The 23113-nt window shown below is 73.1% G+C and carries 2 protein-coding genes; both read right to left on the bottom strand.

Annotated features, from left to right (window positions below):
* Window positions 1-27 precede the first annotated feature (27 nt).
* Entirely contained in the window at window positions 28-8427 is an 8400-nt protein-coding gene (locus ACFWBN_RS10095) for a type I polyketide synthase (protein WP_385173454.1), read from the bottom strand.
* A gap of 75 nt (window positions 8428-8502) precedes the next feature.
* A complete protein-coding gene (locus tag ACFWBN_RS10090) occupies window positions 8503-23037 on the bottom strand; it encodes an SDR family NAD(P)-dependent oxidoreductase (protein WP_385173451.1) in 14535 nt (4844 codons plus the stop codon).
* Window positions 23038-23113 lie beyond the last annotated feature (76 nt).

Raw genomic sequence — 23113 nt, 5'->3', positions numbered from 1 at the left:
GGCCGCCGGCCGCCTCTTCTCCTCGCGTCAGTCGAAGGTGATTCCGAATTCCTTGCCGACGAATTCATACATTTCCTCGACGGATGCCGATTCCAGGTCCTCGGTCACGTCGGCGCCTTCCGCCGCGCCCCGGTTGGACCGGCTCCCGTCCCATGCGGACATCAGCGACGCCAGCCGGACCTGGGTCTGGGCCGCGGCCATCTCGTCCAGTTCCAGGCTCGTCAGGGCGGCTTCCAGCGCCTCGATGCGCTCCATCACCAGCCGTTCGGGCGACACCCCGGCATCGACGAGCTCCTCCCGCAGGTGCGTGGCGAGGGCCTGCGGGGTCGGGTGATCGAAGATGAGCGTGGCCGGCAGGCGCAGTCCGGTCTCTCCGTTGAGGCGGTTGCGCAGGTCGACGGCGGTGAGGGAGTCGAAGCCGAGCTCCTTGAACGCACGCTCCGCGTCGACCGTGTCCTGCCCCGCGTGGCCCAGTACGGTCGCGACCTGCGCGCAGACCAGATCGCGCAGGACCGTGTCCTGTTCGGGCTGTGACAGGGCGGCCAGGCGCTGGGCGAGGCCCGATCCGCCGGCCCCCGTACCCGGCGCCGCGCCCGCGGCGGCCCGCCGCGGGGCCTGGCGGACCAGGCCGCGCAGGATCGCGGGCAGTGCGTCGCCCTGGGCGCGCAGCGCCTTCGTGTCGAGGCGCATCGGGAGGACCCAGGCGCGGTCGCCGCCGAGCGCGGTCTCGAAGAGCGCCAGGCCGTCGTCCGCGGTCAGCGGCAGCAGGCCGGCGCGGATCATGCGCTGGAGGTCGGCTTCACCGAGGTGGCCGGTGATCCCGCTGGCCTCGGCCCACAGGCCCCAGGACAGCGCCGACGCGGGCAGGCCCGCGGCGCGCCGGTACTCGGCGAGTGCGTCCAGGAACCCGTTCGCGGCCGCGTAGTTGCCCTGGCCCGGGGCGCCGAAGACGGCGGCCGCCGAGGAGAAGAGCACGAACCCCGACAGCGGCAGGTCCTTGGTCAGCTCGTGCAGGTTCCACGCCCCGTCCACCTTGGGGCGCAGGACGCCGTCCACCCGCTCGGGGGTGAGCGAGGCGATGACGCCGTCGTCGGCGACACCGGCCGTGTGGACGACCGCGGTCAGCGGCTGCTCCGCCGGGATCGAGGCGAGCAGTTCCGCGAGCGCGTCCCGGTCGGCGGCGTCGCACGCGGCGATCCGCACCTGGGCGCCGAGCGCGGTGAGTTCGTCGCGCAGGGCGTCGGCGCCGTCGGCGGCCGGGCCCCTCCTGCTGGTGAGCAGGAGGTGGCGCACCCCGTACGCCGTGACCAGGCGGCGGGCCAGCATGCCGCCGAGCACACCGGTGGCTCCGGTGACGAGCACCGTTCCGTCCGGGTCGAACGGCGGCCGCGCCTGCGGGGTCTCGGGCGCGACGGCCATCCGCGCCAGCCTCGGCGCGTACAGCTCCCCGTTGCGGATCGCGAGCTGCGGCTCGCCGGTCGCCGGGGCGGCGATCAGCGCCTGCCAGGTCGCGGGGCCGGTCTCCGACCCCTCGGGGAGGTCGAGGAGGACGATCCGGCCGGGGTTCTCCGTCTGCGCCGAGCGCAGCAGGCTCCACGCGGAGGTCAGGGCGAGGTCTCCGCCTTCGGCTCCGCTCGCCACGACCAGCAGCGTGGACTGTTCGAGGCGCTCGTCCGCGAGCCATTCCTGGGCCAGGCGCAGCGCGCGGTAGGTGACCTCGCGCACCGCGTCCGGCACACCGCCGGCCGCGGGGGCCGCGGCCGCGAGCGGCAGCAGCGTCACCGGCGGGACCGGCTCGCCCGCATCGACGGCGCCCAGCAGGGCGGATACGCCCTCGTACCTGCGCAGGCCGGGGAACGGCCCCTGGGCCAGGCCCGGTCCGCCGTCGCCCAGCAGGGCCCAGCCGTCGGCGGGCGCGGTCGCCGCACCGGCGACCTTGGTCCGCTCCACCTGGAAGAGGGCCTCGTGGTAGGTGGTCCGGGCACTGCCCAGCGCGTCCACGGAGACGGTCCGCCACAGCAGCGAGTCCGCCTCGGCGACGGGCTTGCCCGCACCGTCCGCGATGAGCAGGGAGACGGTGTCGGCGCCCGTGGACACGAAGCGCACGCGCAGCTCGGCGGCCCCGGAGGCGTGCACGGTGACCCCGCCCCACGAGAAGGGCAGCGCGGGCTCCGACGCGTCCTCCAGCGCCTTGAGCATCATGGCGTGGAGCGTGGCGTCGAGCAGGGCCGGATGCAGGGTGAACAGCCCCGCGTCGATCCGCTGCGCATCGGGCAGCTCGACCTCGGCGTAGACCTCGTCGTCGCGCCGCCAGGCGCGGCGCAGCCCCTGGAAGGCGGGGCCGTAGCCGTAGCCCTGGTCGGCGAGCCGCTCGTACGCGCCCTCGACGTCCACCTCGACGGCACCGGTCGGCGGCCACTCGACCAGGTCGCCGGGAATGCGGGGGGCGGTCGGCGCGAGCACACCGGAGGCGTGCTGGATCCAGGCCTCGGCGTCCCCGTCCTGGCCTTCGGGCCGGGCGTGGACGGTCAGGACCCGGCGCCCGGAATCGTCGGGAGCCCCGACGGTGAGCTGCACCTGGACGCCGCCGCGCTCGGACAGGATCAGCGGCGCGGCGAGGGTGAGCTCCTCGATGGTGCCGCAGCCGACGCGGTCGCCGGCCTGGGTGGCCATTTCCACGAACGCGGTACCGGGCAGCAGGACCGTTTCCGCGACCGCGTGGTCGGCGAGCCAGCCGTGCGTCGGGAGCGACAGCCGGCCGGTGAGGATCAGGCCCTCCCCGTCGGCGAGTTCGACGGCCGCGCCGAGCAGCGGGTGGCCCGCGGAGGCGAGGCCGGCCGCGTGCACGTCGGCGCTGTCGGCCACGGGGACGAGCCAGAACGACTCGCGCTGGAAGGCGTAGGTGGGGAGGTCGACGCGTCGGGCGCCGGAGCCTTCGTAGTACGAGGTCCAGTCGATCGGAACGCCCGCGGTGAACAGCCGGCCGAGGGAGGCGATGAGCTGCTGCGGCTCCGGACGGCCCTTGCGGAGCGCCGGGACCGTGGTGACCGACTCGGCGACCTCGGCCGCCATGGCGGACAGGACACCGTCGGGGCCGAGCTCGAGGAGGGATTCGATGCCCTGGGCCTCGATGGTCTCGATGGCGTCGGCGAAGCGGACCGGTCGGCGAACGTGGTTGACCCAGTAGTCGACCGAGGTCAACTCCTCAGCGGTCGCCGCCTGACCGGTGACCGTGGAAACGATCGGAATCTGCGGGGCGTTGAAGGTCAGCCCGGCAACGACCTCGCGGAAGTCCTCCAGCATCGGCTCCATCAGCGGCGAGTGGAACGCGTGGCTGACGGTCAGCTGCTTGAACTTCACACCCAGCGAACCGGCGATCTCCAGGACATCGGCCTCAACACCCGCGATGACCACGGACGTCGGGCCGTTGATCGCCGCGATGCCGACGGTCTTCTCCCGGCCCGCGAGCAGTGGGAGAACCTGCTCCTCGGAAGCCTGAACGGCGACCATCGCACCGCCCTCGGGCAGTGCCTGCATCAGACGACCACGCGCCGACACCAGAGCCGCAGCGTCCTCAAGCGACAGCACACCAGCCACATGCGCGGCAGCGATCTCACCGATCGAGTGACCCGCCAGAACCTCCGCCTTCACACCCCACGACTCCACCAGACGGAAGAGAGCAACCTCAAGCGCGAACAGCGCCGGCTGCGTGTTCCCCGTCTCGTTCAGGCCCTCACCCGAGAAGATCACCTCGCGCAGCGACCCGTCCAGGTGCGACAGAACCTCGTCAAAGGCAGCCGCAAAGGCAGGGAACGCCTCGTACAGCTCACGCCCCATACCGGCGCGCTGAGCACCCTGACCCGTGAACATCACACCGAGCCGACCCGACCCGGCAACACCCTCGACGACCTCGTCACCGACGATCACGGCCCGGTGGTCGAACAGCGAGCGGTTCGCGGCCAGCGACCAGCCGATGTCGACCGGCCGGGCGGTGGAGGAGGCGGCGGCGAACTCGCGCAGTCGCTCCAGCTGCTCCCGCAGCGCACCGGCCGTGCGGCCGGACACGGGCCACGGCGTCACCGCCGGAGCCGCACCCTCGACCGCCGGCGTTTCGGCCTCGGGGGCCTGCTCCAGCACCACGTGCGCGTTCGTACCGCTGGCTCCGAAGGAGGACACGGCCGCGCGGCGCGGGCGGCCGGTCTCCGGCCAGTCCCGGGCTTCCGTGAGCAGCTCGACGCCGCCGGAGGCCCAGTCGATGAGCGGCGAGGGCTGGTCGGCGTGCAGCGTCTTCGGCAGGACGCCGTGCCGCATCGCCTCGACCATCTTGATGACACCGCCGACGCCCGCCGCGGCCTGGGCGTGGCCGATGTTGGACTTCAGCGAGCCCAGCCACAGCGGCTGCTCGTCCGAGTGCTCCTGGCCGTAGGTCGCGAGGAGCGCCTCGGCCTCGATCGGGTCGCCCAGCCGGGTGCCCGTGCCATGGGCCTCGACGGCGTCCACGTCCGCCGCCGTCAGGCGGGCGTTGGCCAGGGCCTGGCGGATGACGCGCTGCTGGGACGGGCCGTTGGGGGCGGTGAGGCCGTTGGAGGCGCCGTCCTGGTTGACCGCCGTACCGCGGACGACGGCAAGGACCTTGTGGCCGTTGCGCTGCGCGTCCGAGAGCCGCTCGACGAGCAGCATGCCGACGCCCTCGGCCCAGCCGGTGCCGTCCGCGTCGGCCGAGAAGGCCTTGCAGCGGCCGTCCGGGGCGAGCCCGCGCTGGCGGCTGAATTCGATGAAGGTACCGGGGGTGGACATGACCGTCACACCGCCGACGAGGGCCATCTCGCACTCGCCCGAGCGCAGGGCCTGCGCGGCGAGGTGCAGGGCCACGAGCGAGGACGAGCAGGCCGTGTCGATCGTCATGGCCGGGCCTTCGAGGCCGAAGGCGTACGAGATCCGGCCCGCGACGACGCTGGCCGCGTTGCCGGTCATCAGGTAGCCGTCGACGCCCTCGGGGGCGCGGGTCATCATCGTGGCGTAGTCCGCGCCGTTGCCTCCGGCGAAGACGCCCGTCTGGCTGCCGCGTACCGACTCGGGGTCGATGCCGGCCCGCTCGAACGTCTCCCAGGCCGTCTCCAGCAGGAGCCGCTGCTGCGGGTCCATGCCCAGTGCCTCGCGCGGCGAGATCCCGAAGAAGCCCGCGTCGAACTGGTCGGCGTTGTAGAGGAAGCCGCCTTCCCGCGTGTAGCTCTTGCCGGAACGGTCGGGGTCCGGGTCGTACAGGTCCTCGTCCCAGCCGCGGCCGGCCGGCAGCGGACCGATGGCGTCGATGCCGTCGGACACCAGGCGCCAGAGGTCCTCGGGCGAGGCGGTGCCGCCCGGGTAGCGGCAGGCCATGCCGACGATGGCGATGGGCTCGTCGCTCGCGCGGGTGGCGGTGAAGGTCCGAACGCTGTCGGAGCCGAGGAGCTCGTCGCGGAGGTAGGTGGCGACGGCCTGCGGGGTGGGGTGGTCGAAGCTGACCGTGGCGGGGATCCGGAGGCCGGTCACCGCGTTGAGGCGGTTGCGCAGGTCCACGGCGGTCATGGAGGTCAGGCCCAGCTCGGTGAAGATCTGCTGTGCGCCGACGGAGCCGGGATCGGCGTAGCCGAGGACGACGGCGAGCTGCTCGCGCACGAGCTGCAGCAGGCGCTCGTTCTGCTCGTCGTCGCCGAGTGCGGCGAGCTCGTCGATCAGTTCGGCCGCTCCGCCGCCGATGCGGGAGGGCCTGTGCTCGACCACGACCGGGGCGGCGTACTCGGTCGCCTCCCCGGCGGCGGGCACCAGCCAGTAGTTCTCGTGCTGGAAGGCGTAGGTCGGGAGGTCTACGCGCCGGCCGCCGGAGCCTTCGTAGTACGAGGTCCAGTCGACCGGGACACCCGTGGTGAACAGCCTGCCGAGGGAGGCGATGAGCTGCTCCGGCTCCGGGCGGTCCTTGCGGAGGGCCGGAACCGCCGGGATCTCGGTGACCGCGGCGGCCATGGCGGACAGGACCGCATCCGGGCCGAGTTCGAGGAGGGACTCGACGCCCTGGGCCTCGATGGTGCGGACCGCGTCGGCGAAGCGGACGGGGCGGCGGACGTGGTCGACCCAGTAGTCGACCGAAGTCAGCTCCTCGGCAGTTGCCTTCTGACCGGTGACCGTGGAAACGATCGGGATCTGGGGGGCGTTGAAGGTCAGCCCGGCAACGACCTTGCGGAAGTCGTCGAGCATCGGCTCCATCAGCGGCGAGTGGAACGCGTGGCTGACCGTGAGCTGCTTGAACTTCACACCGAGAGAGCCCGCGATCTCCAGGACATCGGCCTCAACACCCGCCAGGACCACGGACATCGGACCGTTGACCGCGGCGATACCGACGGTCTTCTCCCGGCCCGCGAGCAGCGGAAGCACCTGCTCCTCAGACGCCTGAACGGCGACCATCGCACCGCCCACCGGGAGCGCCTGCATCAGACGACCACGCGCCGACACCAGAGCCGCAGCATCCTCAAGCGACAGGACACCGGCCGCATGCGCGGCGGCGATCTCGCCGATGGAGTGGCCGGCCAGAACGTCGGGCTTCACGCCCCACGACTCGACCAGGCGGTAGAGAGCAACCTCCAGCGCGAACAGCGCCGGCTGCGTGTTCCCGGTCTCGTCCAGACCCTCGCCCGAGAGGATCACCTCGCGCAGCGAGCCGTCCAGGTGAGACAGAACCTCGTCAAACGCAGCCGCGAACGCCGGAAAAGCCTCATACAACTCACGTCCCATACCAGCGCGCTGGGCGCCCTGACCCGTGAACACCACACCTGTACGGCCGGAGCCGGCGACGCCGTCGACGACCTCGTCGCCGACGATCACGGCGCGGTGCTCGAACACCGACCGGGAAGCCACCAGCGAAGCGCCGACGTCCACCGGACGGGCATCGGACCCGGCCACGAACTCCCGCAGCCGCTCCACCTGCGCGCCCAGCGCACCGGCGGTACGACCGCTGACGACGAACGGGGCGACCGCCGGGGCAACGCCCGCAGCTGCGGGCTCCTCGACCGCCGGGGCCTGCTCCAGCACCACGTGCGCGTTCGTCCCGCTCACACCGAACGAGGAGACCGCCGCCCGGCGCGGGCGGCCGGTTTCCGGCCACTCGCGCGCCTCGCCCGCCAGCTCGACCGCGCCGGCCGACCAGTCCACCATCGGTGTCGGCTCGTCGGCGTGCAGGGTCTTGGGCACCACACCGTGCTGCATGGCCAGGACCATCTTGATGATTCCGGCCGCGCCCGCCGCGTGCTGCGTGTGCCCGATGTTGGACTTCACGGAGCCCAGCAGCAGCGGCTGCCCCTCCGGGCGGGTCTTGCCGTAGGCGGTGAGCAGTGCCTCCGCCTCGATGGGGTCGCCCAGCCGGGTGCCCGTACCGTGCGCCTCCACGACGTCCACGTCGGCCGCCGTCAGGCGGGCGTTGGTCAGGGCGTCGCGGATGACGCGCTGCTGGGCGCGGCCGTTGGGGGCGGTGAGGCCGTTGGACGCGCCGTCCTGGTTGACCGCCGTACCGCGGATGACCGCGAGGACCTTGTGGCCGTTGCGCTGTGCGTCCGACAGGCGCTCGACGAGCAGCATGCCGACGCCCTCGCCCCAGCCGGTGCCGTCCGCGTCCGCCGAGAAGGACTTGCAGCGGCCGTCGGCCGAGAGGCCGCGCTGGCGGCTGAACTCCACGAAGGTGCCCGGCGTCGCCATGATCATGATGCCGCCGGCCAGGGCCATGTCGCACTCCCCCGACCGCAGGGCCCGCGCCGCGAGGTGCAGGGCGACCAGCGAGGAGGAGCAGGCCGTGTCGAGGGTGACCGCCGGGCCCGTCAGGCCCAGGTGGTAGGCGACGCGGCCGGACATGATGCTGGAGGTGCTTCCGGTGAGGACCAGCCCCTCCACGCTCGGCGGGGCGTCCTGCATCCGGGGGCCGTAGTCCTGGCCGGTGGCGCCGACGTAGACGCCGGTGCTGCTGCCGCGCAGGGCGGCCGGCGCGATCCCGGCGTGCTCGACGGTCTCCCAGGCGACCTCCAGCAGCAGGCGCTGCTGGGGGTCCATGGCGAGGGCCTCGCGCGGCGAGATCTCGAAGAAGCCGGCGTCGAACAGGCCGGCGTCGTGCAGGAAGCCGCCTTCCCGGGTGTAGCTGTGGCCGGAGCGCTCGGGGTCGGCGTCGTACAGGTCCTCGGGCCAGCCGCGGCCCTCGGGGAAGGGGCCGACCGCGTCGGTCTCCGCGGCGACGAGGCGCCACAGGTCCTCGGAGGAGCCGACACCGCCGGGGAAGCGGCAGCCCATGCCGACGATCGCGATCGGCTCGTGCTCCTTGTCCTCTGCCTCGCGGAGCTTGCGGTGCGCGGTCTGGGCGTCGTTGATGGCTCGCTTGAGGTAATCGCGGAGTTTCTGTTCCTCAGCCACGCGGGTTCAGCCTCTCGGGAAGTCGCAGGGTCGTGCGGTGGGTTCGGTGGTTCGCGGTCGCGTGCTCGGTCGCCTTCACTCCAGGCCTCCGTCGATGAGGGCGAAGAGCTCGTCGTCCGTGGCGTCGTCGAGGCGGTCCGCGCCGTCGGTGTCGTCGGACTTGGCGCCGGCCTCCCGTCCGCACAGGGCGAGCAGTTCGGCGAGGCGGTCGCCGATCTCGTCCCGGGCGGCCTCGTCGGCGAGGAGCGGGACGAGCCCGGCCCGGATCCGGTCGAGTTCGGCGAGCACGGGGGCGGTCGTAGCGCCGGCGGGTGCCGCGTCCCCGAGGTCGAACTGCTCCCGGAGGAAGCCGGCGACCTCGACGGGCGTCGGGTAGTCGAAGACGAGTGCGGTCGGCAGGCGCAGTCCGGTCGCGACGTTGAGCCGGTTGCGCAGTTCCACCGAGGTGAGCGAGTCGAAGCCGAGGGACTTGAACGCGCGGTCCTGGTCGACGGTTTCGGGGTTGGCGTGGCCGAGTACGGTCGCGACCTGCGTCCGCACCAGGTCGATGAGGAGCGTGCCGCGCTCGGCCTCCGGCAGGGCGGCCAGGCGCTCTTCGAGGGAGACGCTGCTCTCGGCGGCGCCGCCCGCGACCGCTCGGCGCGGGGTGCTGCGGACCAGGCCGCGGAAGAGCGGCAGGAGTCCGTCGCCCTGGCGGGCGAGGGCGGCCGTGTCGAGCTTGGTGGCCGCGACGACGGGGTCGCCGAGGAGCTGGGCCGCGTCGAAGAGCTCCATGCCCTCGGTGGAGGACAGGGCGATCAGTCCGCCGCGGGCCATGCGCTTCAGGTCGGTTTCGTCGAGGTGGCCGGTCATGCCGCTGGCTTCGGTCCACAGGCCCCACGCCATGGAGACGGCGGGCAGGCCCTGGTGCCTGCGGTGCTGGGCGAGGGCGTCGAGGTAGGCGTTGGCGGCGGCGTAGTTGCCCTGGCCGCCGGCGCCCATGAGCCCGCCGACGGACGAGTACAGGAGGAAGAAGGACAGGTCCAGGTCCGCCGTGAGCTCGTGCAGGTGCCAGGCGGCGTCGGCCTTGGGCAGCATGACCCGGTCGAACTGCTCGGGGGTCATCTCCGCGATGAGGCCGTCGTCCAGGACACCGGCGGTGTGGACGACACCGCTGAGCGGCTGCCCGGCCGGGATCTCGGCCAGCAGTGCGGCCAGTGCCTCGCGGTCGGCCACGTCGCAGGCCGCGAAGGTGACCTGGGCGCCGAGCGCGGTCAGTTCGGCCCTGAGCTCCTGCGCTCCCGGTGCCGCCGGTCCCCGCCGGCTGGTGAGCAGCAGGTTGCGTACCCCGTACTGGGTGACGAGGTGGCGGGCGGCGAGGGTGCCGAGGCCTCCGGTGGCGCCCGTGACGAGCACGGTGCCTTCGGGGTCCGGCCGGCCGGGGACGGTCAGGACGACCTTGCCGACGTTGCGGCCCTGCTGGAGGAACCGGAAGGCCTCCGGTGCGCGGCGCACGTCCCAGGCGGTGACGGGAAGGGGCTTGAACACGCCCTTCTCGAAGAGGGCCAGGATCTCGACGAGCATCTCCTGCACCCGGTCCGGGACGCCGCCGACGGCGCCCGGCTCGGTGCGGGCGAGGACGGTGAGGTCGTAGACCTGGTAGTCGACGCCCGGGTGGTCGGCGGCGAGCCGGTCCGCGTCGCGGATGTCGGTCTTGCCCATCTCCAGGAACCGGCCGCCGCCGGGCATGAGCCGCAGTGACGCGTCGATGAACTCGGCGGCGAGGGAGTTGAGGACCACGTCCACGCCCCGCCCGTCGCTCATCTTCGCGAACTGCTCCTCGAAGTCCAGCGTCCGGGAGTTGGCGATGTGGTCGTCGTCCAGGCCGAGGGCGCGCAGGGTGTCCCACTTGCCCGGGCTGGCGGTGCCGTAGACCTCCGCGCCGAGGTACTGGGCGAGCTGGACGGCGGCGATGCCGACGCCGCCGGCGGCCGCGTGGACCAGCACCGATTCGCCCTCGCGGACCTGGCCGAGGTCGACCAGGCCGTAGTAGGCGGTCAGGAAGACCACCGGGACGGACGCGGCCTGCGCGAAGCTCCAGCCGTCGGGCATCCGCGCGATCAGGCGGCGGTCGCCGATGGCCACGGAGGCGAACGCGCCGTCGAACAGGCCCATCACGCGGTCTCCGACGCGCAGGTCGGTGACGCCCGGTCCGACCTCGGTGATCACGCCGGCTCCCTCACGGCCCATCTGGGCGCCGTTCTCGGGTACGAGGCCGAGCGCGACGAGGACGTCGCGGAAGTTCAGGCCGGCCGCGCGCAGCGCGACCCTGACCTCGCCGTCCCGCAGCGGGGCGGCGACCTCGGGGCACGGGGCGATCGACAGGTTGGCCAGGGTGCCCTTGACGGGGGCGACCACCCGCCATTCGGGAACGTCCGGGGCGGTCAGGCTGCCGGTGGGCCGGGCGACGCGGGCGGCGTGGAGGTTGCCGGAGCGCAGCGCCAGCTGGACCTCGCCGGCGTCGACGGCCGCGTCGAGCGCCGCGGCCGGGATCCGGAGGCTGTCCGTGTCGAGGAGGACGAAGCGGTCCGGGTTCTCGGTCTGCGCGGAGCGCAGCAGGCCCCACACGGTTGCCGCGGCCAGGTCGGTCACGGGTTCACCGGAGAGGACGGACTGGGCGCCGTGGACGAGGGCGATGAGCCGGGTCTCGGCGAACCGGTCGTCGGCGAGCCAGGTGCGAAGGGTCTGCAGGATCCGGTGCGCCTCGGCTCCCGCGGTGTGGGCATCGACGCTGCCGCCCCGGGGGATGGGCAGCAGGACGACCGCGGGAGCCGGGGCGCCCTCGGTCACCGAGCCGGTCAGTGCCGCCAGGTCCTGGTGGACGGTGGCGCCGGCCGCTCCGGTGAGCTGGTGGCCGGCCGAGCCGATGAGGGCCCAGCCGGAGGCGTCGAAGGCCGCCGCTGCGGATTCCCGGGTGGCCAGGGCCGCCCAGTCGAGTCGGAACAGCGCGTCGTTCTGTGCGGCTCCCGCACCCTGCAGGGCCTCGCGGGAGATGGGCCGCAGGGTCAGCTCCTCGACGGTGGCCACGGGGGCGCCCGCGCCGTCGGCGATGAGGAAGGACGCCGCGTCGGGGCCGGAGAACGTGGCCCGTACGCGCAGCACGGAGGCTCCGGTGGCGTGGACGGTCACTCCGGACCAGGCGAACGGCAGTCCGGCCTGGCGGTCGCTGCCGGCGACTCCGGGGAGCAGCAGGTGCAGCGCGGTGTCGAGGAGGGCCGGGTGGAGGGCGAACTCCCCGGCGTCGGCGGTGAGTTCCTCGGCGAGGGCGACCTCGGCGAAGACGTCGTCGCCCTGCTGCCACAGGCGGCGCAGGCCCTGGAAGAGCGGCCCGTAGCCGAATCCCTGCTCGGCGAGACGGTCGTAGACGCCGTCGAGGTCGACCTCGGCGGCTCCGGCCGGCGGCCAGGCGGTGAGTCCGGTGGCGGTCCCGTCGCCCGTGCCGAGCGTGGCGGTGGCGTTGCGGGTCCAGGGCTGGTCCTCGCCGTCGGGGCGGGAGAAGATGCCCAGTTCGCGGCGGCCCTTCGCGTCGGGTTCGCCGACGGTCAGCTGGAGCTGGACGCCGCCGCGCTCGGGCAGGACCAGCGGTGCGGAGAGGGTGAGCTCCTCGATGGTGTCGCAGCCGACGCGGTCGCCGGCCTGGGTGGCGAGTTCCACGAAGGCCGTGCCCGGCAGCAGCACCGTGTCGAAGACGGTGTGGTCCTTCAGCCAGCCGTGCGTCTGGAGGGAGAGCCGGCCGGTGAGGATCAGGCCCTCCCCGTCGGCGAGTTCGAGGGCCGCGCCGAGCAGCGGGTGCCCGGCCGCGTTGAGGCCGGCCGAGGTGACGTCCCCGGTGGCGGCCTCCGCCGTCAGCCAGAAGTGCTCGTGCTGGAAGGCGTAGGTGGGCAGGTCGACGTGCCGGGCGCCGGAGCCCTCGTAGTACGCGGTCCAGTCGACGGGGACGCCGTTGACGAAGGCCGTGGCGACGGAGGTGAGGAGCTGGTCGAGGCCGCCGCGCTTGCGCCGCAGCGATCCGATGACGAGGGCGTCGGCGCCGGCCGCCTCGATGGTCTCGGCGAGGCCGACGGCGAGCACCGGGTGCGGGCTCATTTCGAGGAACACGTCGTGCCGCTGGGTGAGGAGGGCCTGGGTGGCGTCCTCGAACAGCACGGTCTGGCGCAGGTTGCGGTACCAGTAGCCGCCGTCCATCCCGGTTCCGTCGGCCCAGTCGGCGGTGACGGTGGAGAGGAACGGCACCTCGGCACGGCGGGGGCTGACCGGAGCGAGGAGCTCGGCGAGCTCCGCCTCGATGCGCTCGACGTGCGCCGAGTGGGAGGCGTAGTCGACGGGGATCCGGCGGGCGTCCACCTGGACGGCCACCAGGGCCTCGTAGAGCTCGTCGAGGGCCGCGGAGTCGCCGGAGACGACGGTCGAGGACGGTCCGTTGACGGCCGCCACGGAGATCCGCTCGCCCCACGGTGCCAGCTCGGCGACGGTCCGTTCCCGCGGCAGCGGTACGGACATCATCCCGCCGAGGCCGGCGAGGGCCTTGAGGGCCTGGCTGCGCAGGGCCACGATCCGGGCCGCGTCGTCGAGGGACAGGGCGCCGGCGACGCAGGCGGCGGCGATCTCGCCCTGCGAGTGGCCGACGACGGCGGCCGGTTCGACCCCGTACGAGCGCCAGACGGCGGCCAGGGCCACCATGACGGCGAACAGCGTGGGCTGGACGATGTCGACGTGCTCGAAGGAGGTGGAGGCCGGGTCCTCGGGGTCCTCGCGCAGGACGTCGAGGAGGGACCAGTCGGTGTAGGGGGCGAGGGCTGCGGCGGAGGCGTGGATGGACTCGGCGAACACCGGGGAGGTGTCGAGGAGTTCGGTGGCCATGCCGATCCACTGGGAGCCCTGGCCCGGGAAGACGAACACGGTCTTGTCGCGGGTCGCGGTCGCGCTGCCGGTGACGACCGCGCCGTCGCTGCCGCCGGCCGCGAGGGTGTCGAGGGCCGCGAGCAGGCTGTCGCGGTCGGCGCCCAGGACCACGGCGCGGTTCTCGTGCAGGGCGCGGGTCCCGGCCAGCGAGAGGCCGATGTCCTGGGTGCGCGGGGCGTCCTCGGCCCCGGCGAGGCCGCGCAGGGCCTCGGCCTGGCCGTGCAGGGCGCCCGTTCCGCGGGCGGACAGGATCCACGGGGTGACGGCGGGCGCCGTGCCCGCGGTCTCCGGCGCGGCCTGCGGGGCGTGCTCCAGGATGACGTGGGCGTTGGTGCCGCTGATGCCGAAGGAGGAGACGGCGGCCCGGCGGGCCCGGTCCGTGTCCGGCCAGGCGCGCTCCTCGGTGAGCAGCTCGACCGCGCCCGCCTCCCAGTCGATCACCGGGGAGGGCTCGCTGACGTGCAGCGTCCTGGGCAGGACGCCCTCGCGCATCGCCATCACCATCTTGATGACACCGCCGACGCCCGCGGCGGCCTGGCTGTGGCCGATGTTGGACTTGAGGGAGCCGAGCCACAGCGGCTCGTCCCCGGCGCGCTCCTGTCCGTAGGTGGCGAGCAGCGCCTCGGCCTCGATGGGGTCGCCGAGCGGGGTGCCGGTGCCGTGTGCCTCGACGGCGTCGACGTCGGCGGGGGTGAGGCGGGCGTTGGCCAGGGCCTGGCGGATGACCCGCTGCTGGGACGGGCCGTTGGGGGCGGTGAGGCCGTTGGACGCGCCGTCCTGGTTGACGGCCGTACCGCGGACGACGGCGAGGATGTTGTGGCCGTTGCGCTGTGCGTCGGAGAGCCGCTCCACCAGGAGCAGACCGACGCCCTCGGCCCAGCCGGTGCCGTCGGCGCCCGCCGAGAAGGACTTCGAGCGGCCGTCCGGGGCCAGGCCGCGCTGGCGGCTGAACTCGACGAAGGTGCCCGGGGTGGACATGACCGTCACACCGCCGGCGAGCGCCATGTCGCACTCGCCCGCCCGCAGGGCCTGCGCGGCGAGGTGCAGGGCCACGAGCGAGGAGGAGCAGGCGGTGTCCACGGTGATGGACGGACCGGTCAGCCCGAAGGTGTAGGAGAGGCGGCCGGAGATCACGCTGCCGGTGTTGCCGGTGAGCAGGATTCCCTCCAGCTCCTCCGGCATCTGCCCGACCTTGGGCGCGTAGTCGTGGTACATGACGCCGGTGAAGACACCGGTGGGGCTGCCCTTCAGCTCGGCCGGGTCGATGCCGGAGCGTTCGAAGGTCTCCCAGGCCGTCTCGAGGAGCAGGCGCTGCTGCGGGTCCATGCTCAGGGCCTCGCGCGGCGAGATCCCGAAGAAGCCGGGGTCGAACTGGCTCGCGTCGTGCAGGAAGCCGCCGTGGCGCACGTACGTCTTGCCGGCCCGCTCCGGGTCCGGGTCGTACAGGTCCTCGTCCCAGCCGCGGTTCTCCGGCAGGCCGGAGATGGCGTCCGTACCGGAGGCGACGAGCCGCCACAGGTCCTCGGGCGAGGCGACGCCGCCGGGGTAGCGGCAGGCCATGCCGACGATGGCGATCGGCTCGTCGGCGGTCGCGGCCGTGACGGCGCGCACCGCGCCGGCCGCCGCGCCCGCGTCGTCGGACAGTTCGGCGACCAGGTGGTCGACGAGCGCCTTGGGCGTCGGGTAGTCGAAGACGAGCGCACTCGAAAGGCGGAGTCCGGTCGCGGAGTTGAGCCGGTTGCGCAGTTCGACGGAGGTCAGCGAGTCGAAGCCCAGCTCCTTGAAGGCCCGTTCCTGTCCGACGGCGGCCGCGTCACCGTGGCCGAGCACGGCGGCCACCTGGGCGCCGACCAGGTCGGTGATCACCCGCAGCCGCTCGGCGGGGGTCAGCGGCGCGAGCCGCTGCCGCAGAGGCGCGGCGGCCGAGTCCCGGGCGGTGGTGCGGGCCCGGCGGGCCGGGCGCGGGGCGAGGTCCTTCAGCAGGGTGTGCACGTCGCCGCGCTCCGCCTGGGCGCGCAGCTGGGCGGTGTCCAGGTGCATCGGGACGAGCAGTGCCTGCGCGCGGCCGGGGCGGACGGCGGCGTCGAACAGCGCCAGTCCGTCGGTCTGCGCGAGCGGGGCGACCCCGGCCCGCGCCATACGGGCGATGCCGGTGCCGTCGAGGCTGTCGGCCATGCCGCCGCCCTGCTCCCACAGACCCCAGGCGAGGGCGGTCGCGGGCAGTCCGGCGGCCCGGCGGTGGTGGGCGAGGGCGTCCTGGAAGGTGTTGGCGGCGGCGTAGTTGCCCTGGCCCGCCGCGCCGATCAGACCGGAGATCGAGGAGAAGAGGACGAAGGCGTCCAGCTCAAGTCCGGCGGTCAGCTCGTGCAGGTGCCAGGCCGCGTCGACCTTGGGCCGCAGCACGCGCTGCAGCTGGTCGGCGGTCAGCCCCTGGACGACACCGTCGTCCAGGACACCGGCCGTGTGCACCACGGCGGTCAGCGGGTGCTCCGCCGGTATCCCGGCCAGCACGCCGGCCAGCGCCTCGCGGTCGGCGGCGTCGCACGCGGCGACGGTGACCCGGGCCCCGAGCCCGGTCAGTTCGGCGGCCACGTCCTCGGCCCCCGGGGCGGCGGCGCCGCGCCGGCTGACGAGCAGGAGGTCGCGCACACCGTGTTCGGTGACCAGGTGGCGGGCGAGCAGGGCGCCGAGGCCACCCGTACCGCCGGTGATCAGCACGGTGCCGTCGGCGGTGAAGGCGGGCAGCGGCTCGTCCGCGGCGTCGGCCCGGGCGGGCTCGTCGGCCTCGGTCCGCGCCAGGCGCGGCGCGAAGGCGGCGCCGACCCGTACGGCCAGCTGCGGCTCCCCGCTCGCGAGCAGGGCGGGCAGCGCCCGGACGGACTCCTCGGTGCCGTCGAGGTCGAGCAGGGCGAACCGCCCGGGTGCCTCGGTCTGCGCCGAGCGCAGCAGACCCCAAACGGCGGCCTGCGTCAGGTTCCCGGCCGCGGCGTCGTCGGCGGCCGCCACCGCGTCCCGGGTCAGGACGGCGAGCGTCGACTCCGCGAACCGCTCGTCCGCGAGCCACTGCTGTACGAGCTCCAGCACGCTCAGGGTCAGGGCACCGGCGGCGGTGGCCTGGTCGGCCGCGCCGGCGGCGAGGGCGTCCACCGGAAGGAGGACGACCGGCGGCACACTGCCGGCCGCGGCGAGGGCGGCCAGGTCGTCGTGGGCGGGGACGCTCTCCGGCAGGCCCGGAACCGTGGCGGTCCCGGCCCCGGTCCCGGCGCCGATCAGCGCCCAGTCGGTGGCCGGCTCGACGGCCGCGGGAACGGCGACCGGGTTCCAGGCGAGGCGGTACAGCGCGGCCTCTTGATCGGCGCGGGCACCCCGCAGCGATGCGGCCGACGCCTGGCGCCACAGCAGCTCGCGCACGGTGGCGACGGGGGTGCCGGTGCCGTCGGCGACGGCGATGGCCACGGTGTCCTGACCGGTCCAGGTCAGGCGGACGCGGAGGGAGGAGGCCCCGGCGGTGTGCACGGTGACACCGGACCAGGCGAACGGGAGGGCGCTCGGCCGCTCCGCGTCGACGACCCCGCGGAGCAGCGGGTGCAGGGTGGCGTCGAGGAGTGCGGGGTGCAGGGCGAACTTCCCGGCCTCGGTGCGCTGCTCCTCGGGGAGCGCGATCTCGGCGAAGATCTCACCCGCGGGCGAACGCCAGGCGCGGCGCAGGCCCTGGAAGGCGGGCCCGTAGGCGTACCCCTCGGCCTCCAGGCCTTCGTACGCGCCCTCGACGGGGATCTCGGTCGCGTCGGCCGGCGGCCAGACGAGCAGCTCGGACTGCGGGGCGGCACCGTCGGAGGCACCGAGGACGGCGCCGGCGTGGCGGGTCCACGGACGGCCGTCGCCCTCGCCGTCGGGGCGGGAGTAGATGCGCAGTTCACGGCGGCCGGTGGCGTCGGGCTCGCCGACGGTCAGCTGCACCTGGACGGCGCCGCGCTCGGGCAGGATCAGCGGGGCGGCGAGGGTGAGCTCCTCGATGGTGTCGCAGCCGACGCGGTCGCCGGCCTGGGTGGCGAGCTCCACGAAGGCGGTACCGGGCAGCAGCACCGTGTCGAAGACCGTGTGGTCGGCGAGCCAGCCGTGCGTCGGGAGCGAGAGCCGCCCGGTGAGGATCAGGCCCTCCCCGTCGGCGAGCTCGACGGCCGCGCCGAGCAGGGGGTGCCCGGTGGAGGACAGACCGGCCGAGGACACGTCGCCGGAGGCGGCGCCGGTCGGGAGCCAGAAGTGCTCGCGCTGGAAGGCGTAGGTCGGGAGGTCGACGCGCTGGGCGCCGGAGCCCTCGTAGTACGCCGCCCAGTCGACGGACACACCGGCGACGAACAGCCGGCCGAGGGAGGCGATGAGCTGCTCGGCCTCGGGACGGCCCTGGCGGAGGGCAGGGACTGCCGGGATCTCGGTGACCTCGGCGGCCAGGGCGGACAGGACACCGTCGGGGCCGAGTTCGAGGAGGGACTCGACGCCCTGGGCCTCAAGGGTGCCGACCGCGTCGGCGAACCGGACGGGGCGGCGGACGTGGTCGACCCAGTAGTCGACCGAGGTCAGCTCCTCGGCCGTGGCCTCCTGACCGGTGACCGTGGAAACGATCGGAATGCGCGGGGCGTTGAAGGTCAGCCCGGAGACAACCTGGCGGAAGTCCTCCAGTATCGGCTCCATCAGCGGCGAGTGGAACGCGTGGCTGACGGTCAGCTGCTTGAACTTCACACCGAGAGAGCCGGCGATCTCCAGAACATCGGCCTCAACACCCGCCAGGACCACGGACGTCGGACCGTTCACGGCCGCGATACCAACAGTCTTCTCCCGGCTGGCGAGGTGCGGGAGAACCTGCTCCTCGGACGCCTGAACAGCCACCATCGCGCCGCCCGCCGGGAGCGCCTGCATCAGACGGCCACGCGCCGACACCAGAGCCGCAGCGTCCTCAAGCGACAGGACACCGGAGATGTGCGCGGCAGCGATCTCGCCGATCGAGTGACCGGCCAGAACCTCCGGCTTCACGCCCCACGACTCGACCAGACGGTAGAGAGCAACCTCAAGCGCGAACAGCGCCGGCTGCGTGTTCCCGGTCTCGTCCAGGCCCTCACCGGAGAAGATCACCTCGCGCAGCGAGCCGTCCAGGTGCGAGAGCACCTCGTCAAAGGCCGCCGCAAAGGCAGGGAAAGCCTCGTGCAACTCACGGCCCATACCGGCCCGCTGAGCACCCTGACCGGTGAACACCACGCCCACACGGCCCGACCCGGCAACACCCTCGACGACCTCATCGCCGACGATCACCGCCCGGTGCTCGAACAGCGAACGCGAAGCCACCAGCGACGCACCCACATCCACCGGACGGGCATCCGAACCCGCCACGAACTCCTGCAGCCGCTCGACCTGCCGCTTCAGCGCATCGGCCGACCGGCCGCTGACGACGAACGGGACCACGGCCGGAGCCACACCCTCGGCCACGGGCTCCGCGACCGCCGGTGCCTGCTCCAGCACCACGTGCGCGTTCGTCCCGCTCACACCGAACGACGAGACCGCCGAGCGCCGCGGACGGCCGGTCTCCGGCCACTCCCGCTGCTCACCCGCCAGTTCGACCGCACCGGCCGACCAGTCGACCATCGGCGTCGGTTCGCCCAGGTGCAGCGTCTTCGGTACGACGCCCTCGCCCATCGCCATGACCATCTTGATCACGCCCGCCACACCGGCGGCGGCCTGCGCGTGGCCGATGTTGGACTTCAGCGAGCCCAGCCACAGCGGCTGCTCGGCCGAGTGCGCCTGGCCGTAGGTCGCCAGGAGCGCCTCGGCCTCGATCGGGTCGCCCAGCCGGGTACCCGTACCGTGCGCCTCCACCACATCGACATCCGCGGCCGTCAGGCGGGCGTTGAGCAGTGCCTGACGGATGACCCGCTGCTGGGAGAGCCCGTTGGGCGCGGTCAGGCCGTTGGAGGCACCGTCCTGGTTGACGGCCGAACCCCGCAGCACGGCCAGCACCTTGTGGCCCTTGCGCTGCGCGTCCGAGAGCCGCTCGACGAGCAGGAGACCGACACCCTCGGCCCAGCCGGTGCCGTCGGCGTCCGCCGAGAAGGACTTGCAGCGACCGTCGGCCGCGAGACCGCGCTGACGGCTGAACTCCATGAACATGCCGGGGGTCGACATGACGGCCGCACCGCCGGCGAGGGCCATCGAGCACTCGCCGGAGCGCAGCGCCTGCGCGGCGAGGTGCAGGGCGACCAGCGAGGAGGAGCAGGCCGTGTCGATCGTCATGGCCGGGCCGAGGAAGCCGAAGGAGTAGGCCAGGCGGCCCGACATGATGCTCGGCGTGCTGCCGGTCAGCAGGTGGCCCTCGACGCTCTCGGGAGCCTCGAACATGCGCGGCCCGTAGTCCTGGACCGTGGCACCGACGAAGACACCGGTCTGCGTGCCGCGCACGGACTCGGGGTCGATGCCCGCCCGCTCGAAGGTCTCCCAGGCGGTCTCCAGCAGCAGGCGCTGCTGGGGGTCCATGGCCAGGGCCTCGCGCGGCGAGATCCCGAAGAAGCCCGCGTCGAAGTGCCCGGCGTCGTGGAGGAAGCCGCCCTCGACGGAGTACGTCGTACGGGAGCGCTCGGGGTCGGCGTCGTACAGGCCGTCGAGGTCCCAGCCGCGGTCGGTCGGGAAGCCGGAGACGACGTCGGCGCCGTCGGTGACGAGCCGCCACAGGTCCTCGGGCGAGCCGACACCGCCCGGAAGGCGGACGCCGATGCCGACGATCGCGATCGGCTCGTCGGCGGCGAACGCCGCGGGCAGCACTTCGGTGCCCGTGGCGTCGGCGTCGATGTCCGCCGTCTCCGCGAGGATGTGCTCGACGAGGGCCCGCGGGGTCGGGTGGTCGAACAGCAGGCTGGAGGGCAGCCGCATGCCGGTCGCCACGGCGAGGCTGTTGCGGAGCTCGACCGTCATGTACGAGTCGAAGCCCAGTTCCTTGAACTTGCGGCCCATCTCCACGGCGGTCACGTCGCCGAGCACGGCGCCGACATGGGCGACCACGAGCTCGGTGACGGCCTTGGTACGCCCGTCGGCGTCGAGGCCCTGGAGCTTCTGCGCGAGCAGGCTGGTGATCACGGAGGAGGCCGGAGCGTCCGAAAGGACGGTGTCGGGCCAGTAGCGCTCGCGCTGGAAGGCGTAGGTCGGCAGGTCTACGCGCTGGGCGCCGGAACCTTCGTAGTACGAGGTCCAGTCGATCGGAACGCCCCTGGTGAACAGCCTGCCGAGGGAGGCGATGAGCTGCTCCGGCTCCGGGCGGCCCTTGCGGAGCGCCGGGACCGTGGTGACCGTCTCGCCGGCCATGGCGGACAGGACCGCATCGGGGCCGAGTTCGAGCAGGGATTCGACGCCCTGGGCCTCGATGGCTTCGATGGCGTCGGCGAAGCGGACCGGGCGGCGGACGTGGTCGACCCAGTAGTCGACCGAGGTCAGCTCCTCGGCCGTGGCCTCCTGACCGGTGACCGTGGAAACGATCGGAATGCGCGGGGCGTTGAAGGTCAGCCCGGAGACAACCTCGCGGAAGTCCTCCAGCATCGGCTCCATCAGCGGCGAGTGGAACGCGTGGCTGACGGTCAGCTGCTTGAACTTCACACCGAGGGAGCCCGCGATCTCCAGAACGTCGGCCTCAACACCCGCCAGGACGACGGACGTCGGGCCGTTCACGGCCGCGATACCGACAGAAGCCGCACGCCCGGCGAGCAGCGGGAGGACGACATCCTCCGACGCCTGGACCGCGACCATCGCACCGCCGGCCGGGAGCGCCTGCATCAGACGGCCACGCGCTGAGACGAGGGCGGCAGCGTCCTGAAGAGACAGGACACCAGCCACATGCGCGGCAGCGATCTCACCGATCGAGTGACCGGCCAGAACCTCCGGCTTCACACCCCACGACTCCACCAGACGGTAGAGAGCAACCTCAAGCGCGAACAGCGCCGGCTGCGTGTTCCCCGTCTCGTCCAGACCCTCACCCGAGAAGATCACCTCGCGCAGCGACCCGTCCAGATGAGACAGAACCTCATCGAAGGCGGCCGCAAAGGCAGGGAACGCCTCATACAACTCACGGCCCATACCGGCCCGCTGAGCACCCTGACCCGTGAACAGCACACCCACACGACCAGACCCGGCAACACCCTCGACGACCTCATCGCCGACGATCACCGCCCGGTGCTCGAACAGCGAACGCGAAGCCACCAGCGACGCACCGACATCCACCGGACGGGCGTCCGAACCCGCCACGAACTCCCGCAGCCGCTCCACCTGCGCACCCAGCGCACCGGCCGTACGGCCGCTCACCACGAACGGCACGACCGCCGGGGCCACGCCCTCGGCCGCCGGCGTCTGCGCGTCGGGGGCCTGCTCCAGCACCACGTGCGCGTTCGTACCGCCCATGCCGAAGGAGCTGACGCCCGCCACCAGCGGCCGGTCCGCCTGCGGCCATGTGCCGGCCTCGGTCTGGACGTGCAGGTTCAGCTCGGTGAGCGGGATCTCGGGGTTCGGGTTCTCGTAGTTGAGGCTGGCCGGGAGCGCGCGGTGCTTCACGGCGAGGGCGGTCTTGATCAGGCCCGCGATGCCGGCGGCGCCTTCCAGGTGGCCCAGGTTGGTCTTCACGGAGCCGACGTGCAGGGGCAGGCCCGCCTCGCGGGCGCCGCCCAGGACGGCCCCGAGGGCCGCGGCCTCGATCGGGTCGCCGACCGGGGTGCCCGTGCCGTGCAGTTCGACGTACTGGACCTGGCCGGGCTCGATGCCGGCGCGCTCGTAGGCGCGCCGCAGCACGTCCTCCTGTGCGGTACGGCTCGGGGTGGTGAGGGAGTCGTCGCTGCCGTTGTTGACGGCACTGCCCTTGATGACGCAGTAGATGTCGTCGCCGTCGGCCAGCGCGCGGGCCAGCGGCTTCAGCAGGACGGCTCCGCCGCCCTCGCCCCGCACGTACCCGTTCGCCCGGCTGTCGAAGGTGTAGCAGCGGCCGTCCGGGGACAGTCCGCCCCAGCGCGCGGAGAGTTCGGTGGTCTCGGCCAGGATGCTGAGGTTGACGCCGCCCACGATGGCGGTGTCGGCCTCGCCGTTGCGCAGGCTCTCGCACGCGAGGTGGACGGCGACCAGCGAGGAGGACTGGCCCGAGTCGACGATCAGGCTGGGGCCGTTGGCGCCGAGGAAGTACGAGATCCGGTTGGCGATGATGCTGCGGTGGATGCCCGTGGTGGTGTGCTGGGTGGCGCTGTCGACGCCGTCGCGGTAGATGAGCTTGGCGTAGTCGTCCCAGATGGTGCCGACGAAGACGCCGAGCCGGCTGCCCTTGACGTCCGCGGGGATGACGCCGGCGTCTTCGAGGACCTCCCAGGCCAGTTCGAGCATCAGGCGCTGCTGGGGGTCCATGTAGACGGCCTCGCGGGGCGAGATGCCGAAGAACGCGGGGTCGAACTCGTCGATGCGGTCCAGGAAGGCGCCGTGGCCTTCGCCGGCCCAGCGGTCCTCCGGGATTCCGGTGACGGCGTGGCCGCCCGAGTTCAGCAGTTCCCAGAAAGACCCCGGAGTCGGTGCCTGCGGAAATCGGCAGGCAATGCCGACCACTGCGATCTCGTCATTCTGATCGACTGAGTCGCCATTTACGACGGATGCAGCGTCCATCATCTCTCAACCTCACCACTAACCAAATCGACGGCATTTTCGAGATCGCGCACATTGCTTGCTCTCAGGTTTGACCCTA

Source organism: Streptomyces sp. NPDC059989, from assembly GCF_042736975.1.
Lineage (GTDB): Bacteria > Actinomycetota > Actinomycetes > Streptomycetales > Streptomycetaceae > Streptomyces.
This window is presented reverse-complemented; position numbering and strand designations above follow the sequence as displayed.

Excerpts from the sequence above, each read along its gene's own strand:
- ACFWBN_RS10090 (WP_385173451.1), bottom strand. The coding sequence starts at position 23,037 with ATGATGGACGCTGCATCCGTCGTAAATGGCGACTCAGTCGATCAGAAT.